Origin of the sequence: Azonexus hydrophilus (assembly GCF_905120355.1) — a bacterium.
In the GTDB taxonomy this organism is placed as follows: Bacteria; Pseudomonadota; Gammaproteobacteria; order Burkholderiales; family Rhodocyclaceae; genus Azonexus.
Genome location: NZ_CAJHOB010000008.1, coordinates 72415 through 86741, shown reverse-complemented (window position 1 = coordinate 86741; position 14327 = coordinate 72415). Strand labels below are relative to the sequence as shown.

Annotated in this window: 17 protein-coding genes and 1 pseudogene; 2 read left to right on the top strand and 16 right to left on the bottom strand. The window is 63.4% G+C overall.

The annotated features are described in order from the left end of the window. The 15 genes and pseudogenes from pal to JYJ39_RS07985 all read right to left on the bottom strand — a co-directional run bounded on the left by pal (position 1) and on the right by JYJ39_RS07985 (position 10354). The gene (gene pal / locus JYJ39_RS08055; RefSeq protein WP_205203482.1) at positions 1-543 is read right to left on the bottom strand and encodes a peptidoglycan-associated lipoprotein Pal; all 543 of its coding nucleotides are present in this window, start codon (positions 541-543) and stop codon (positions 1-3) included. Between the two features lie 24 nt (positions 544-567). Further along, positions 568-1863 carry a Tol-Pal system beta propeller repeat protein TolB gene (gene tolB, locus JYJ39_RS08050; protein ID WP_205203480.1) on the bottom strand — a complete coding sequence of 432 codons (1296 nt, stop codon included), beginning with the start codon at positions 1861-1863 and terminating at the stop codon, positions 568-570. Between the two features lie 31 nt (positions 1864-1894). Further along, positions 1895-2671, bottom strand: a complete 777-nt coding sequence (locus tag JYJ39_RS08045) for an energy transducer TonB (RefSeq protein WP_205203478.1) — start codon at positions 2669-2671, stop codon at positions 1895-1897. A 2-nt stretch (positions 2672-2673) separates the two neighbouring features. Beyond that, entirely contained in the window at positions 2674-3075 is a 402-nt protein-coding gene (gene tolR / locus JYJ39_RS08040; protein ID WP_205203476.1) for a protein TolR, read from the bottom strand. 4 nt (positions 3076-3079) lie between these two features. Then, on the bottom strand, positions 3080-3757 hold the full coding sequence (tolQ, locus tag JYJ39_RS08035) for a protein TolQ (RefSeq protein WP_205203473.1): 678 nt from the start codon (positions 3755-3757) through the stop codon (positions 3080-3082). Further along, positions 3754-4173 carry a tol-pal system-associated acyl-CoA thioesterase gene (gene ybgC / locus JYJ39_RS08030; RefSeq protein ID WP_275887963.1) on the bottom strand — a complete coding sequence of 140 codons (420 nt, stop codon included), beginning with the start codon at positions 4171-4173 and terminating at the stop codon, positions 3754-3756. Before ybgC ends, tolQ begins: the two co-directional genes overlap by 4 nt. Positions 4174-4249: 76 nt before the next feature. Then, positions 4250-5299: a Holliday junction branch migration DNA helicase RuvB gene (gene ruvB, locus JYJ39_RS08025; protein WP_205203471.1), complete on the bottom strand. Its 1050-nt coding sequence runs from the start codon at positions 5297-5299 to the stop codon at positions 4250-4252. After that, complete coding sequence (locus JYJ39_RS08020; protein WP_205203469.1) at positions 5296-6351, bottom strand: AI-2E family transporter; 1056 nt, start codon at positions 6349-6351, stop codon at positions 5296-5298. Before JYJ39_RS08020 ends, ruvB begins: the two co-directional genes overlap by 4 nt. Beyond that, a complete protein-coding gene (gene ruvA, locus JYJ39_RS08015; protein ID WP_205203467.1) occupies positions 6351-6929 on the bottom strand; it encodes a Holliday junction branch migration protein RuvA in 579 nt (192 codons plus the stop codon). The genes JYJ39_RS08020 and ruvA overlap by 1 nt, the downstream gene beginning before the upstream one ends. Positions 6930-6961: 32 nt before the next feature. Continuing rightward, the gene (ruvC, locus tag JYJ39_RS08010; protein ID WP_240189597.1) at positions 6962-7531 is read right to left on the bottom strand and encodes a crossover junction endodeoxyribonuclease RuvC; all 570 of its coding nucleotides are present in this window, start codon (positions 7529-7531) and stop codon (positions 6962-6964) included. Between the two features lie 12 nt (positions 7532-7543). Then, positions 7544-8017 carry a hypothetical protein gene (locus tag JYJ39_RS08005; protein ID WP_205203466.1) on the bottom strand — a complete coding sequence of 158 codons (474 nt, stop codon included), beginning with the start codon at positions 8015-8017 and terminating at the stop codon, positions 7544-7546. Positions 8018-8028: 11 nt separating this feature from the next. Next, positions 8029-8754, bottom strand: a complete 726-nt coding sequence (locus tag JYJ39_RS08000; RefSeq protein WP_205203465.1) for a YebC/PmpR family DNA-binding transcriptional regulator — start codon at positions 8752-8754, stop codon at positions 8029-8031. Between the two features lie 194 nt (positions 8755-8948). Further along, positions 8949-9665 (bottom strand): hypothetical protein, encoded by a 717-nt coding sequence (locus JYJ39_RS07995; protein ID WP_205203464.1) that lies wholly within the window; start codon positions 9663-9665, stop codon positions 8949-8951. Positions 9666-9851: 186 nt separating this feature from the next. Further along, positions 9852-10106, bottom strand: a pseudogene (locus tag JYJ39_RS07990) (Txe/YoeB family addiction module toxin). Beyond that, a complete protein-coding gene (locus JYJ39_RS07985) occupies positions 10103-10354 on the bottom strand; it encodes a type II toxin-antitoxin system Phd/YefM family antitoxin (RefSeq protein WP_205203463.1) in 252 nt (83 codons plus the stop codon). The pseudogene JYJ39_RS07990 and the gene JYJ39_RS07985 overlap by 4 nt, the downstream one beginning before the upstream one ends. Positions 10355-10491: 137 nt before the next feature. On the opposite strand from JYJ39_RS07985, the gene JYJ39_RS07980 reads away from it, so the two are divergent. Continuing rightward, the gene (locus JYJ39_RS07980; protein WP_205203598.1) at positions 10492-12084 is read left to right on the top strand and encodes a helicase HerA-like domain-containing protein; all 1593 of its coding nucleotides are present in this window, start codon (positions 10492-10494) and stop codon (positions 12082-12084) included. On the opposite strand, the gene JYJ39_RS07975 is transcribed toward JYJ39_RS07980, so the two are convergent. Then, on the bottom strand, positions 12081-12968 hold the full coding sequence (locus JYJ39_RS07975; protein WP_205203462.1) for a LysR family transcriptional regulator: 888 nt from the start codon (positions 12966-12968) through the stop codon (positions 12081-12083). The two genes, JYJ39_RS07980 and JYJ39_RS07975, sit on opposite strands and share 4 nt — an antisense overlap. A gap of 125 nt (positions 12969-13093) precedes the next feature. On the opposite strand from JYJ39_RS07975, the gene JYJ39_RS07970 reads away from it, so the two are divergent. Next, the gene (locus JYJ39_RS07970) at positions 13094-14296 is read left to right on the top strand and encodes an MFS transporter (RefSeq protein WP_205203460.1); all 1203 of its coding nucleotides are present in this window, start codon (positions 13094-13096) and stop codon (positions 14294-14296) included. Positions 14297-14327: the final 31 nt, after the last annotated feature.

Sequence of the window (14327 nt, the reverse complement as noted above, 5' to 3'; positions counted from 1 at the left end):
TCAGAACTCGCCGCGGCCGTCAGGTGCGCGATAGAGGATGTCGGCGCGACGGTTTTCAGCGTAGGCAGCTTCGTCCTGACCAGGGTTCTTCGGTTTTTCCTCACCCAGGCTGACCGATTCCACTTGATTGTCCTGCACGCCGAGCAAGACCAGAGCACGCTTGACTGCGTCGGCACGTTTCTGGCCCAGCGACAGGTTGTATTCACGGCTGCCGCGCTCGTCGGTGTTGCCTTGAATCAGCACGCGGAAGCCGGGGTTGGCGGTGAGGAATTTGGCGTGGGCGGCGACCAGGCCCTGATAGTCGCTCTTGACTTCGTAGCGGTCGAGATCGAAGTAGATGCTGCGCTGGGCAAGCTGGCTTTTCGGATCGGACAGCTCACGCGGCAGGCCGCTGGCGTCGAGATCGCCGGCGACGACGGTCTTGACGTCGGTGCCGCTGCCGGCACGGCTTTCCACCGGCGCGCCGGTATCTTCCGGAACCGGGGTGTTGCTACAGGCAGCCAGCACGGCGGCAAGGAAAACGACAGACAACAGTTTTTTCATGATGGAATACTCCAGACAGTTTGCTTACTTCAGAAAAGGCCCCCATGCCGGCTCGCGGACGTCGCCAGCGGCAATGGAAAGGCGTTGCTTGATGCGGCCATCGATGGAAACAGCCGATAACACTCCGCGCCCGCCGACTTCTGTGGCAAACAGAATCATTCGGCTGTTGGGTGCGAAACTGGGCGACTCGTCGCGTGACGAATCGGTCAGAACCTGAATCTGATTGCTGGCCAGGTCCATCACGGCCAGCTGGAAGCGTCCATCGCGGCGGGTGATGAAAGCCAGGCTCTTGCCATCCGGCGAAGGGCGTGGCGAGACGTTGTAGGTGCCATCGAAGGTGACACGCTGGGCGGCGCCTCCCTGACTGCTGATGCGGTAAATCTGCGGGCTGCCGCCGCGGTCGGAGGTGAAGTAGATGCTGCTGCCGTCAGCGGAGTAACGAGGTTCGGTATCGATGCCGGAGGATTGTGCCAGGCGCTGCAGGCCCCCGCTGCCGTCGGCATTGACGGTGTATAGCTGGGAGTTGCCATCCTTCGACAGCACCACGGCCAGTCGGCGCCCGTCGGGCGACCAGGCGGGCGCCGAGTTGGAACCCTTGAAGTTGGCGACCACCTTGCGTTCGCCACTGGCCAGGGAGTGCACGATGATGATCGGCTTTTTCTTTTCGAAGGAGACATAGGCCAGCCGCCCGCCGTCAGGTGACCAGACCGGGGAGATGATCGGTTCCACCGAACTCAGGGCGGTGGCGGGGTTCTGCCCGTCGGCATCGGCGATCTGCAGGTGGTACTGGTTGCGCGACTTGATGACGTAAGCGATGCGGGTGGAAAAGATGCCGCGTTCGCCGGTTAGCTTTTCGTAGATGAAATCAGCGACGCGGTGGCCGGCCATCCGCAATTGCCCGGCATTGGTGACATAAATCGCGCCGCCCAGCGCGTCTGATTTGAGCGTGTCGTAGAGACGAAAACGGGTTTCCACGCGGCCGTTGCCGCTGCGTACCAGGCTGCCGGCAGCCAGCGCGTCGGCGCCCCGGTTTTTCCAGGCGCCATAATCGACAGGCGTGTTTTCATCGAGGGCCGCGCCAGTGGTATCGACCATCTTGAACAGGCCGCTGCGCTCCAGGTCGCCGCGTACGGTGCCGGTGACAATGCGCGACATGGGATCGTCACCGGCAAAATCGGCAATCGCCACCGGAATGCGGCTCGCCCCGGCCCCCGTGATCTCGATCGAGAGCTGGGCTTGCGCCAGAGAGCTGGCAAACATGGCGCAGCCGAGGCTGCAGGCGATGAAAATGCGGCGGGAAAGGCGGGAAATAGCGGTCATTGCAGTCATTTTTTCTTGAACAGGCGTCATCTTACTCGTCATGGGGCCGGTATTTGATTTCAAGATTGCGCTGGAACTGGCTGGGGTCGTCAGGCAGCGGTAGCGGAGAGGATTTCTTGATGGCACGTTCTATCGCATCGTCCAGTGCCGGCACGCCGCTGGAACGTTTCAGGCGGATCGACAGGACATCGCCGCCGGGCAGTTGGTTGACTTCGAAAATGGCCTCCGGGTTGCCGGCAATACCTGGCGGCAGGACGATGTTGCCGCGGACCTTGGCGCGGATTTTGGCGGCGTAGCTTTCCAGGCCCCGCCGGTTGGCAGCGGCGCGTTGCTCCTTCTCGGCCAGTGCGGCCAGGCGGTTCTGCTCGGTGCTGGCCTGACGCTCACGACTTTCCCGTTCCAGCATTTCCTTGAAGGGGTCGGTCTTCGGCTTGGGTTCCGGTTTCGGCTCGGGCTTGGGTTCGGGCTTTGGCTCCGGTTTTGGGGGTTCCGGCTTTTTCTTTTCTTCCTTCTTCTTCTCTTCCTTGACCACGATGTCGGGCGCTTTCGGGGTCGGCTTGGGTTCCGGTTTGGGTTCGATCTTTGGTGCGGGCTTGGGTTCTGGTTTGGGCTCCGGGGTGGGCGGAGGTGGCGCCACGCGCGTCGCCTTTTGTGGCGTTGGCGCCCACAGTTCGACGTTCATGGCCTCCGGCTCGCTGCTTTTCCACTGCACACCGAGAAACAGGCCGGCGATGAGCAGCACGTGCACCAGAACGGTGAAGGCGATGGCCTTGCCTTTGCCGGGTTCTTGCGGCTGCTGATCGACCATGGTCAATGTACCGAGGTTTCCAGTGCGACGCGCACGAACCCCTGTTTTTTGACCTCATCAAGGGTTTCGATCACATTGCGGTAGGCCACGGCCTTGTCGCCGGCGACCAACACCGGCATCTCCGGTGCTTTTGCGTGCTCGGCCTGCAGGGCGCGACGCAGGGCTTGCGTGCTGTCGAGCTTCTGCTCCTGGCCGCTGGCGTCGAAGAGTGACAGTGCGCCATCCTTGTCGATCTGCACGCGCAGGAATTTGTCCGGTTTCTGCGGTGCGGTGCCGGCAGCGGGCAGGTCGACCGAGCCGGTGGTCATCATCGGCGTGGCAACCATGAAGATGACCAGCAGGACCAGCATGACGTCGATGTAGGGGACGACGTTGATCTCGTTTTTCAGGCGACGCTGGCGCATGGCCTTACCTCATCTGCCGTTGCAGGATGTTGGAGAACTCTTCCATGAACGACTCGTAACGTACGGCAATGCGGTCGATTTCATGCGAGAAGCGGTTGTAGGCAAGCACGGCGGGAATGGCCGCAAAGAGGCCGATGGCGGTGGCGACCAGCGCCTCGGCAATGCCGGGAGCGACGGAAGCCAGTGTCGCCTGGCCGACATTGGAGAGCGCGCGGAAGGCGTGCATGATGCCCCAGACGGTGCCGAACAGGCCGATGTAGGGGGATACCGAACCGACCGAGGCGAGGAAGGCGAGGTGCGATTCAAGCGCGTCCATTTCACGCTGGTAGGTGGCGCGCATGGCACGACGCGAGCCGTCAACGATGTCCTTGGAATCGAAGTTCTTCTGTCCGCGCAGTTTGGTGAATTCGCGGAATCCGGCCTCGAAGATGCGCTCCATCGAGCCGGCATGGTGGCGGTCATTGACCGCGCTCTGGTAGAGATTGTTGAGGTCGCCGCCGGACCAGAAATCACGCTCGAACTGCTCGGTTTTGCTGCGCGCCTGCTTGACCGCAAACCATTTCATCGCAATGTAGTACCACGACATCAGCGAGACGCCGGCGAGCAGCGCCATGACCAGTTGCACCACGGCACTGGCCTGGAGAATCAGGTGGAGGATGGAAAGATCCTGGGTCACGTTCATTTGAGTGTTTCCAGCGCAGCAAGAAGAGAGTCGGGAATGGGGGTCGGGCTCATGGCGCCGAGGTCGACGCAGGCGATTTCGACCTGGCCGGTAGCCAGCAGTTCATCGCCACGGCGCGCCCACTGCCGGAAGATGACACGCACCCGGGTGAGGCGCTCGACTTCCAGGCCGATGGTGATTTCGTCGTCGAGACGGGCCGGTTTGAGGTAGTCGCAGGCGGCCTTGCGAGCAACGAAACCGATGCCGTGTTCGCTCAGCAGTTGCGCCTGGCCGTAGCCGGCGCTGCGCATCCATTCGGTGCGGCAGCGCTCGAAAAAACGCAGGTAGTTGGCGTAATACACGATGCCGCCGGCGTCGGTGTCTTCGTAATAGACGCGCACGGGAATCGTGAAGGCGTGAGAGGCGGCTGAGGTCATCGCCGGGATTTTACATTGCACTGCAATAATCTTGTGTAACAGCTTGTTTTGATTCGCACTAACGCCTCATGTCTGCTTATGGGTCGCGCAGCAGGTCAGCGGCCCCACCCGGTACGGCCAGGCCAAGGTGACGGTAAATGGCGGGGGTGGCGATGCGCCCGCGCAGGGTGCGCTGCAGGTAACCCTGCTGGATGAGATAGGGTTCGAGCACATCTTCGATGGTGTCGCGCGCTTCGCCGATGGCGGCTGCCAGGTTGTCCACACCGACCGGGCCGCCACCAAACTTGTCGATGACGGCGGACAGCAGTTTGCGGTCCATCAGGTCGAGGCCGGCCGGGTCGACGTCGAGCATGTGCAGCGCCTGGTCGGCGACATGACGGCCGATGCTGCCATCGGCCTTGACCTCGGCATAGTCACGGACGCGCCGCAGCAGGCGGTTGGCGATGCGCGGGGTGCCGCGCGAGCGGCGGGCAATTTCCAGGGCGCCGTCAGGGTCGATCGGGGCGCCGAGGAGGCTGGCGGAGCGGCTGACGATGCTCTGCAATTCTTCCGCGTTATAAAACTCCAGGCGGGCGACGATGCCGAAGCGGTCGCGCAACGGGTTGGTCAGCATGCCGGCGCGGGTGGTGGCGCCGACCAAGGTGAAGGGCGGCAGGTCGAGTTTGACCGAACGGGCAGCCGGGCCTTCGCCGATCATGATGTCGATCTGGAAGTCTTCCAGCGCCGGGTAGAGGATTTCCTCAACCACCGGGCTCAGGCGGTGGATTTCGTCGATGAACAATACATCGTGCGGTTCGAGGTTGGTCAGGATTGCCGCCAGATCGCCGGCGCGTTCGAGCACCGGGCCAGAAGTCTGGCGCAGGTTGACGCCCATTTCGGCGGCAACGATGTGGGCCAGGGTAGTCTTGCCCAGCCCCGGCGGGCCGAACAGCAGTACGTGGTCGAGCGCTTCGCTGCGGTTTTTGGCGGCTGTGATGAAGATTTCCAGCTGTTCGCGAATTTTTTGCTGGCCGGTGTAATCCGCCAGCCGCTTGGGCCGTAGAGCCCGCTCCAGCGCTTCTTCCTGCGCCGATTTGCTCTGTGGGGCGATCAGGCGCCCAGGGCCGAGGCTATCGGTTTCTATCATGCGACGTCTTTCTTATTCAGCCAGCGCAGGAGAAGCATCTGGCCCAGCGCCAGCAGGACCGGCCCAAGAAAGATGCCGATGAAGCCGAACACCAGTACACCGCCGAACACGCCCAGGCCGATGACCAGCAGGGAAAGGCCGGCGCCGCGGGCAATGAGGATGGGTTTGACCAGGTTGTCGATGCTGCTGATGACGAGGAGTCCGTACAGCGCCATGAAGATTGCCCAGCCGATCTGCCCCTCGCTATACAGCCAGAAGGCTGCGCCACCCCAGATGAGGGGTGGGCCGACCGGGACCATGGACAGGAAAAAAGTGGCAAACGCCAGCAGCAGAGGTGCTGGTGCGCCAGCGATGAAAAACCCGATCGCGGCGACGGTGGCTTGCGCCATGGCCGTGCCGATGATGCCGAGCATGACGCCGAAAACCGTGTCGCGGGTCTTGTTCACCAGATGCTCGCCGAGGTCGCCGCCCAGTTTGCGCGCACTCTGGTAGAGGATGTTGGCCAGCATCTGCCCATCACGGTAAAGGAAGAATGCAACGAAAAACACCAGGGCCAGTTGCAGCAGGCCATTGGCTGCCACGCCGCCAGCCCGCAGGAGAAATTCACGAACCGGGCCAACGCCTCTGCCCAGCAGGGCGTTGAACGCTTCGCGGCTACCGGCAATTTCGTGCCAGAAGTTGTCCAGCATGTCGCCAAACAGGGGCACGCTGGCGAACCAGGCCGGGGGATCGGCAGGCAGCCCCTGGGTGAGCAGGGGGCGGACGTGATTGACCAGCACGTCGCTGCTCCTGACCAGCGCACCGGCCAGGAAAATTGTCGGCACCAGGAAGACCAGCATCAGCGCCAGCACCATCAGGGTGGCGCCGAGAATGGGCTTGCCACCGAGGCGGGGCAAGATGTGGTCGCGGTAAGCTTCCCAGGTGCACAGCCAGACCACCAGAGCAAACAGCAAGGCGCCGACGAAAGGCAGCAGGACGGCAATGCAGCCGATGATGAGCAACACCACCAGCGCAATCTGCGCCAGTGTGCGCGAGTCGTCGGAGGTGAGCATCAGCTTTTGGAGAGCAGTTTGAGGGCCTGCCGGATGCCCTCGCTGGTGGATAGGTCGGCCGCCAGCTGGCGCACGGCGGCAGTCGCTTCCTTCTCGTTGTAGCCCAGTGCCAGCAGGGCCTGCGTGATGTCGCTACGGGTGTCGGACGGCGCCGCGCCGGGGCTGCCGCTGCCCACGTCAGCCAGTTTGCCTTTCAGTTCGAGCAGCAGGCGTTCGGCGGTTTTTTTGCCGATGCCGGGAATCTTGATCAATCGACCCAGCTCCTGCTGCGCCACCGCTGCCGCCAGATCATTGACCGACAGGCCGGACAGCACCGACAGTGCGGTACGGGCGCCGATGCCGGAGACCTTCAGCAGCTGGCGAAAAGCAAAGCGTTCGCTTTCGCTCTGAAAACCATAGAGAAAATGGCCGTCGTCACGCACCGCAAAATGGGTGAGCAGGGATAGTTTTTCACCCAGCGCGGGCAGGTTGTAGAAAGTGCTCATCGGCACATCCAGTTCGTAGCCGACGCCGTTGACGTCAAGCACGATTTGCGGGGGATTCTTTTCAATGAGCAGGCCGCTCAGTCGTCCGATCATGGGGTCTCAGTACTGGATGTGCAAACAGTCCGCTATCCTATCAGCCGCCCGCCACGAATGCGATAGCCTGCCTGTTTCAGTTTGCCGCCCGGCGTGCCTGCGACCTTGTGTCCGATCAGGCCGAGACCTTCGCCGGCATGCGCATGACAGATGGCGCAGGCGAGGGCGTCGGCGGCGTCGGCGCCAGGAACGCCGGGCAGATTGAGCAGGCGCACCACCATTGCCTGCACCTGCTCTTTGTCCGCCTTGCCATGCCCGACGACGGCCTGTTTGACTTGCAGGGCGGTGTATTCCGCGACCGGCAAGCCGCCGTGCACCAGGGCGCTGATCGCCGCGCCGCGCGCCTGGCCGAGCAGCAGGGTGGATTGCGGGTTGACGTTGACGAACACGATTTCCACCGCAGTCTGTACCGGCTGATAGGTGGCGATCACTTCGCTGACCCCGGCGAACAGCGTCGCCAGGCGCGCCGGCAGCGCGTCATCGGCGTTGGACTTGATGCAGCCGCTGGCGACATAGCGCAGGGTGCGCCCCTGGCGTTCGATCACGCCGAAGCCGGTGGTGCGCAATCCGGGGTCGATGCCTAGAATGCGTTCGCGATTCACTGCGGCATCAATTCAGTCGCAGATGGCACGGCAGGCGCTGGTATCGGCGGCGCAGGCCGGGCTGTCCTGAATCGTGCAACTGCCCTTGGTGCGCAAGCTGAGGCGAATCCCGCGCGGGTAGCTGCAGACCAGTTTGGTCAGCGTGCCCTGCTTGACTACCTGCATGCTGCTGGCGCGAACTCCGGCGAGCTGTTCCGGCTGCATGTTGCAGGATACATAGCCGCTGAATGCACCGTCCTGCGACTCCCACAGCACGGTGTTCTTCATTGCGCGGTAGTCTTCGTAGCGCGGGCAGGCATCGGTTTCCTTGCCGTAAACCTTGCTGTTGTCGCTGCAAAAACCGGTGTAGGTATAGCGCAGCTCCTCCTCGCCGGGGCAGGAATTGACCGGGCCGGCCTGGCCGAGATCCGGGCAGCTGTACTCTGCCGCCAGTGCGGGCAGGGTCAGGCTGGTGAGGGCGATCAACAAGATTGCGGGCAGTTGCATGGTGGGTTTCCCTATTCTTCGATGATGGCAGTGGTGTAGATTTCCTGCACATCGTCGAGGTTTTCCAGGGCGTCGAGCAGTTTCTGCATCTTGATCGCGTCGTCGCCGCTGAACACGTTTTCGCCTTCCGGCTTCATTGTTACATCCGCCAGTTCGGGGGTGAAACCGGCGGCGGCCAAGGCGTCCTTGACGGTAAGGAAATCGGCCGGCGCCGTCAGGACTTCGATCGAGCCATCCTCATCGCTGGTAACGTCTTCGGCGCCGGCTTCAATGGCGGCGTCCATCAGTGCCGCTTCGTCGGTGCCGGGGGCAAAGATCATCTGGCCACAGTGCTTGAACTGGAATGCCACGCAGCCGTCGGTGCCCATGTTGCCACCGTGTTTGGAGAACGCGTGCCGCACTTCGGCCACGGTACGGGTCTTGTTGTCGGTCAGGCAATCGACCATGATCGCTGCGCCGCCAATGCCATAGCCTTCATAACGGATCTCGATGTATTCGACGCCTTCGAGTTCGCCGGTGCCTTTCTTGATGGCCGTGTCGATCTTGTCCTTCGGCATGTTGGCGGCTTTGGCCTTCTCGACAGCCACCCGCAGGCGGGGGTTGAACGCCGCATCGCCGCCGCCCATCTTGGCAGCAACGGTGATTTCCTTGGCGATCTTGGAAAAAGTCGCGCCGCGCTTTTCGTCCTGACGACCTTTGCGGTGCTGGATGTTTGCCCATTTCGAGTGACCTGCCATGCTCTTTTCCTGAATGCGAGTGACGAAGAAGGCAAGATTTTACTCGTCCAGCGTTTTCCCGTCAGGCCGGCGTGCATTGTCCAGCGCTCTGGTGTGATCGTCCTGGAATGCCTGATCGACTCAGTCACCTTCGCTAACCGGTGCGCAGCCAAAGAGCAGGAAAACAACTCGACCGCGCGCATTGTGCCAGCCGCTCAGGCGCTCGGCCAGACGACGGCAGCGCCGTCGGCGTTCAGGCTCATGCTGCCGGTGACGGAAAACTGCAGCGAGATCTGCGCGGTCGAGCGGTTTTCAGCGAACAGCCAGGCGTACTTGGCGACCACCGTCGCCGCTTCAGCGGACGATCCGGCCGCGGCGTATTCCTCGTGGAACGGCATCACCTTCTGCAATTCGACATAGTGGGAGGTCAGCGCGGCAGCGCTCTGCATGCTGCGCTCGAGCGCCGGTTCCTTGGCCAGCGCCGTCTTGAACTGTTCGGCGTAAGGGTAGTCGGCCGGCAGCTGGATCTGTCCTTGGCGGTCATAGCTGACGCTCGCCGGCGCCGCCGGAATGCCGTTGGCGGTGAGGAAGGCCGGCATCTTCTGCGAAACGTAGTTGCTCAGCGCCTGGATGTTGGCCGGCGACGGCATCAGCAACGGCGGCAGTTCGGTGAACCCGCCGGCCGGTGGCTGGAAATAGGCTTCGATATCGATGTCGACCGTTCCCTGGTTGGTATCGAAGCTCGCCGTGTGCGTCGCCGCGGCCGTCGTACTCTCGGCCGCCAGGCGGTCACGGGCCGACTGCGAGATGCTCACTGTGCCGGCAGCATTTGCCGGCGCCGGGGCAGCACTTGCCGCCGGTGGCGTGCTGCGGAACGACGAAAGCGCCGGGGAAGCGACGCTGGACCACGGATTGACGGCTTGAACGAACATGGCACTTGGCTCTCGGGCAATGAAGTTGCAGCCTGTGCCGCAAACCTCATGCCACTTCCGCCTGTGCGGTGGCAGCAGCCAGGCGACGAAGCAGTTCGGGAATGATCGCGACGCCCGGCCCGGCCGCCGCGATAATAGGGGGCAGACCACGATTAGTTACGGGGTCTGCCCCTGTTTTTTGCGTCCTCAATAGTGAAACCGCAACTGCGCAATCAACAGCGCATCCCCTTCCACCCGATAAACCATCCGATGTTCATCGGTTATCCGCCGTGACCAGAAGCCGGACTGCGCATGTTTCAGCGCTTCCGGTTTTCCCACTCAGGCAAATAGGTCACGCTGCGTTTCGCGGATCAGTTTATTGATCCGCTCGACCATCCGCCTGTCCTGCTTCTGCCAGTAGAGGTGGTCTTCCCATGCCTCGTCGGCGAAGATCAGCTTCACGCGGCGAGTTCCCGTTCCGTGCCTTGGTCGGCATTCAGTTGCGTGGCCGCCGAGAGCAGTCGCTTGGCGTTGGCCGGCGTGCGCAGGAGGTAGGCGGTTTCCTCCAGCGTCTTGTAATCTTCGAGCGATAGCATCACCACGGCTTGGTCGCCATTTCGGGTGATGATCAGAACTTCGTGGTCGTCACAAACACGATCCATGGTGCTGGCGAGGTTCGCGCGTAGCGTGCTGTAGGTCATTGCATCCATTTCAGTCCTCCGCATCTCTAAGACTTACCGTACCTATCGTACTGCCTGTTGTCCAGCCCGCTTTACCCTCCTTAACACCAGCCCGCCGCCGCAGCGCTAGAATGCCGGCATCTGATCCTTTCCGGAGTTACCGTACCATGTCCGAACCGCTCTACCTGGCCAAGTCCGCCGATGATTTTCCCGCGCTGCTGCCGCAGATGACCAATCGCCACGGCCTGATCACCGGCGCCACCGGGACCGGCAAGACGGTGACGCTGCAGACGCTGGCCGAACGCCTGTCGTATATCGGCGTGCCGGTGTTCATGGCCGACGTCAAGGGAGATCTGTCCGGCGTCGGCGCGGCCGGCACGGTGTCGCCGAAGCTGCAGAAACGCATCGACGAGCTGGGCCTCGAAGGCTATGCCAATTACGCCAACACCGTAGCCTTCTGGGATGTGTTCGGCGAGAACGGCATTCCGGTGCGGGCGACCATTTCCGACATGGGGCCGCTGCTGCTGGCGCGCCTGCTCAACCTCAACGACACCCAGGCCGGCGTGCTGCAGATGGTGTTCAAGATCGCCGACGACCAGGGCCTGCTGCTGCTCGACCTCAAGGATCTGCGGGCGATGGTCCAGTACGTGGGCGATAACGCGGCGCAGTTCAAGACCGAGTACGGCAACGTGTCGACGGCGTCGATCGGCGCCATCCAGCGCGGCCTGCTGACGCTGGAAGAGCAGGGCGGCGATGTCTTCTTCGGCGAACCGATGCTCGACATCAACGACCTGATGCAGGTCGACAGCAACGGCCGCGGCGTCATCAACGTGCTTGCCGCCGAGAAGCTGATTCACGCCCCGGCGCTGTATTCGACTTTCCTGCTCTGGCTGCTGGCCGAACTGTTCGAGCAGTTGCCGGAAGCCGGCGACCTCGACAAACCGAAGCTGGTGTTCTTCTTCGACGAGGCGCACCTGCTGTTCGACGGCGCGCCGGCGGCGCTGGTGGACAAGGTCGAGCAGGTGGTGCGACTGATCCGCTCGAAGGGTGTCGGCGTGTTTTTCGTGACCCAGAACCCGCTCGATGTCCCGGAAAAAATCCTCGGCCAGCTCGGCAACCGCGTCCAGCATGCGCTGCGCGCGTTCACGCCGCGCGACCAGAAGGCGGTGCAATCGGCTGCGCAGACCATGCGCGCCAATCCGAAATTCAATGCCGCCGAAGTCATCACCGAACTCGGCGTCGGCGAGGCGCTGGTCTCCTTCCTCGACGAGAAAGGCCGGCCGAACATCGTCGAACGTGCCTTCATCTTCCCGCCGGCGTCGCGCCTTGGCCCGCTGACCGAAGCTGAACGGCGCGCCAACATCGAAGCCTCGCCGCTGCTCGCCACCTACGGCGAGACGGTGGATCGTGAGTCGGCCTACGAAATCCTGCGCGGCCAGCCGGCCGCCGCGAAGAAGACCGGCCCGGGCGCCATTCCGGCACCGGCCGCCCCCGGCGCACCGGCCCGACCGACCAGCGCGCCGCGTCGGCAACCTGCCACCGCCCCAGAACCGGCCACGGCCGAAAGCGACGGCGGTTTGTTTGGTAGCCTGGGCAGCATCTTCGGTGGCACCACCGGGCCGCGCGGCGGTCGCCGTGAAGGTGTGATCGAAGCCGCCGCCAAAAGCGCGGCGCGCGGCGTCGCCGGGACGGTTGGCCGGGAACTTGGCCGGCAGATTTTGCGCGGCGTGTTGGGCTCGATTCTCGGCGGTCGGCGCTAATCTGTGCCGCCCATGGCGGCCAGATGGTCGAACAAGGCCCGCGCCGCCGGGCCGAGCGCAGCGCGTTCGCGTACGCACAGATGCAGGTCGCGCGGCGCCCAGGCATCGGCAATTTCCACCGTATGCAGGAGATCGGAAGCTGCCACCGATGAGCGCGGCACCATGCCGATGCCGACGCCGGCGCCCACCATGCGGCAAACGGCGGCAAAGCTGCGGACCTGGATGCGTACGTCGAGCCGCCCGCCGAGGCGGGCCGCGTGGTTCATCATGAAGGTGTGGATGGCGCTGCCGGCATGCAGGCAGACGAAGGCTTCAGCGAGTACGTCAGCGAAGGCGATTTCCTGCTGCCGCGCCAGCGGGTGACTGGTGGGCACGATCAATACCAGCCGGTCGCGCCGATAGGGAGTGACTTCCAGTTCGCCAAAATCGCCCTCGGCTGCCACGACGCCGATATCAACCTGGCCGGCGGCGACTGCACCGACGATGGCCGGGCTCGGCTGTTCTTCCAGGCTGACCCGCACCTGCGGATGCTCGCGCAGGAAGTCGCCGAGATCTTCGGGCAGGAAGCAGTTGATGGCGTTGGTGTTGGCGAATACGGTGACCTGGGTGTTGAGGCCGCTGGCATAGGGGGCAAGATCGGCATGCATTTGTTCGAGCTGGGCGAATACCTGGCGGGCATGACGCAGGAGTGATTCGCCGGCGGCCGTCGGTGTCAGACCTCGGGCGTGACGTTCGAACAAAGCGACCCCCAGGCTGGCTTCGAGTTGTGTCAGACGATGGCTGGCGGAAGAGGGGGCAAGGTGTACGCGCTCAGCGGCGCGGGTCAGGGCGCCGCTGTCGGCGATGGCGGCAACGAGGCGCAGGTCGGGTAGATCGTAATGCATGGATGGGCCGGGCTCGGGTAAAGGTTTCGTCTGTATCGAATGCTTGCTTGTGATAATACCAATTGCCGGCGCGACCAGCGGGGCGTTCAATCGCGCCCTTGTCATTCCTTGCTCGTCGCCCCACTGTGTCAGCCTCTGCTCTCGATTCCGTGCCTCCTCTCCCGCCCGACACGTCGGCGCGCAGCACGCTGGCTGTTTCTCTGGCCGGTTTTTCCTGTTTCTTGCTGCTCTACGGTACGCAGCCGCTGCTGCCGCAGCTGACCACCAGTTTTGCCATCTCCCCGGGAACAGCGAGCCTGAGTGTGACCGCCGGCACGGGCATGATGGCGTTGCTGCTGATTCCGCTCAGTCTGGTCGCCGACCGTTATGGCCGTGAGCGGTTGATGCGTTATGGCCTGTTGGGTGCCGCGCTGTTCTCGCTGCTCTCGGCCTGGGCGCCCGACTTTTTCTTGCTCGTGCTGGCGCGGGCGGCGCTGGGGGCCTGCATCGCGGGCGTGCCGGCGGCGGCGATGGCCTACCTCGGTGAGGAATTGCCGGTGGCGCAGCGGGCGCGGGCGATGGGGCTGTACATCGGCGCCAATGCGCTCGGCGGTATGGCCGGGCGCCTGCTGGCGGGGGCGTGCAGTGATTGGGCCGGCTCCTGGCATTACGGTTTGTCGGCGGTCAGTGTGCTCGGTTTGCTGGTGGCCGTGCTGTTCTGGCGGTTGTTGCCGGCGGCACGCCATTTCACACCGCATTCGCTGCAGCCCGGCCTGCTGTTTTCCGATGTGCGGCGCATTTATGCCGATGCCGGGTTGCCCTGGTTGTTCTGCGTTGCCTTCCTTGGCATGGGCACGCTGGTGGGGTTGTATAACTACCTGCCTTTCCGCCTGTCGCAAGCACCGTATGCGCTGGGGCCGGCGGCGATTGGCAGCGTGTTCCTGCTCTATACCGTGGGTAGTTACGCTTCAGCCTGGGCTGGTCGGCAAATCGCACGCCACAGCCGGCAACGCATCATGGGAGTGATGGCGGTACTGTTTACCGTCGGGATTGCGGTGACTCTGGCGTCTCCCCTGTGGCTGGTCATTGCCGGGCTGGCGGTATTCACCTTCGGCTTTTTTGCGGTGCATTCGGTGGCCAGCGCCTGGGTAGGGCACCGTGCCGGGCCGCGCCGGGGGCTGGTGTCGGCGCTGTATCTGTCAAGCTATTACCTGGGGGGCAGCGTGATCGGTACCGCCAGCGGTTGGGCCTGGAGCCATGCGGGCTGGCCGGGAGTGACCGGGGCGATGCTCGTCTGCGCTGCCTGCGTCATCCTGATCGCCCTGCGCTTGCGGCGGCTGGGTGAGTGACGGTGTGCTGAGTGCCCTGGTTAACTGCCAA

Excerpts from the sequence above, each read along its gene's own strand:
- tolQ (WP_205203473.1), bottom strand. The coding sequence starts at position 3,757 with ATGAACGTGACCCAGGATCTTTCCATCCTCCACCTGATTCTCCAGGCC.
- tolB (WP_205203480.1), bottom strand. The coding sequence starts at position 1,863 with ATGACCGCTATTTCCCGCCTTTCCCGCCGCATTTTCATCGCCTGCAGC.
- ybgC (WP_275887963.1), bottom strand. The coding sequence starts at position 4,173 with ATGACCTCAGCCGCCTCTCACGCCTTCACGATTCCCGTGCGCGTCTAT.
- JYJ39_RS07995 (WP_205203464.1), bottom strand. The coding sequence starts at position 9,665 with ATGTTCGTTCAAGCCGTCAATCCGTGGTCCAGCGTCGCTTCCCCGGCG.
- tolR (WP_205203476.1), bottom strand. The coding sequence starts at position 3,075 with ATGCGCCAGCGTCGCCTGAAAAACGAGATCAACGTCGTCCCCTACATC.
- JYJ39_RS07980 (WP_205203598.1), top strand. The coding sequence starts at position 10,492 with ATGTCCGAACCGCTCTACCTGGCCAAGTCCGCCGATGATTTTCCCGCG.
- JYJ39_RS08020 (WP_205203469.1), bottom strand. The coding sequence starts at position 6,351 with ATGCTCACCTCCGACGACTCGCGCACACTGGCGCAGATTGCGCTGGTG.
- JYJ39_RS08045 (WP_205203478.1), bottom strand. The coding sequence starts at position 2,671 with ATGGTCGATCAGCAGCCGCAAGAACCCGGCAAAGGCAAGGCCATCGCC.
- JYJ39_RS08000 (WP_205203465.1), bottom strand. The coding sequence starts at position 8,754 with ATGGCAGGTCACTCGAAATGGGCAAACATCCAGCACCGCAAAGGTCGT.
- JYJ39_RS07975 (WP_205203462.1), bottom strand. The coding sequence starts at position 12,968 with ATGCATTACGATCTACCCGACCTGCGCCTCGTTGCCGCCATCGCCGAC.
- JYJ39_RS07985 (WP_205203463.1), bottom strand. The coding sequence starts at position 10,354 with ATGGATGCAATGACCTACAGCACGCTACGCGCGAACCTCGCCAGCACC.
- pal (WP_205203482.1), bottom strand. The coding sequence starts at position 543 with ATGAAAAAACTGTTGTCTGTCGTTTTCCTTGCCGCCGTGCTGGCTGCC.
- ruvB (WP_205203471.1), bottom strand. The coding sequence starts at position 5,299 with ATGATAGAAACCGATAGCCTCGGCCCTGGGCGCCTGATCGCCCCACAG.
- ruvA (WP_205203467.1), bottom strand. The coding sequence starts at position 6,929 with ATGATCGGACGACTGAGCGGCCTGCTCATTGAAAAGAATCCCCCGCAA.
- JYJ39_RS08005 (WP_205203466.1), bottom strand. The coding sequence starts at position 8,017 with ATGCAACTGCCCGCAATCTTGTTGATCGCCCTCACCAGCCTGACCCTG.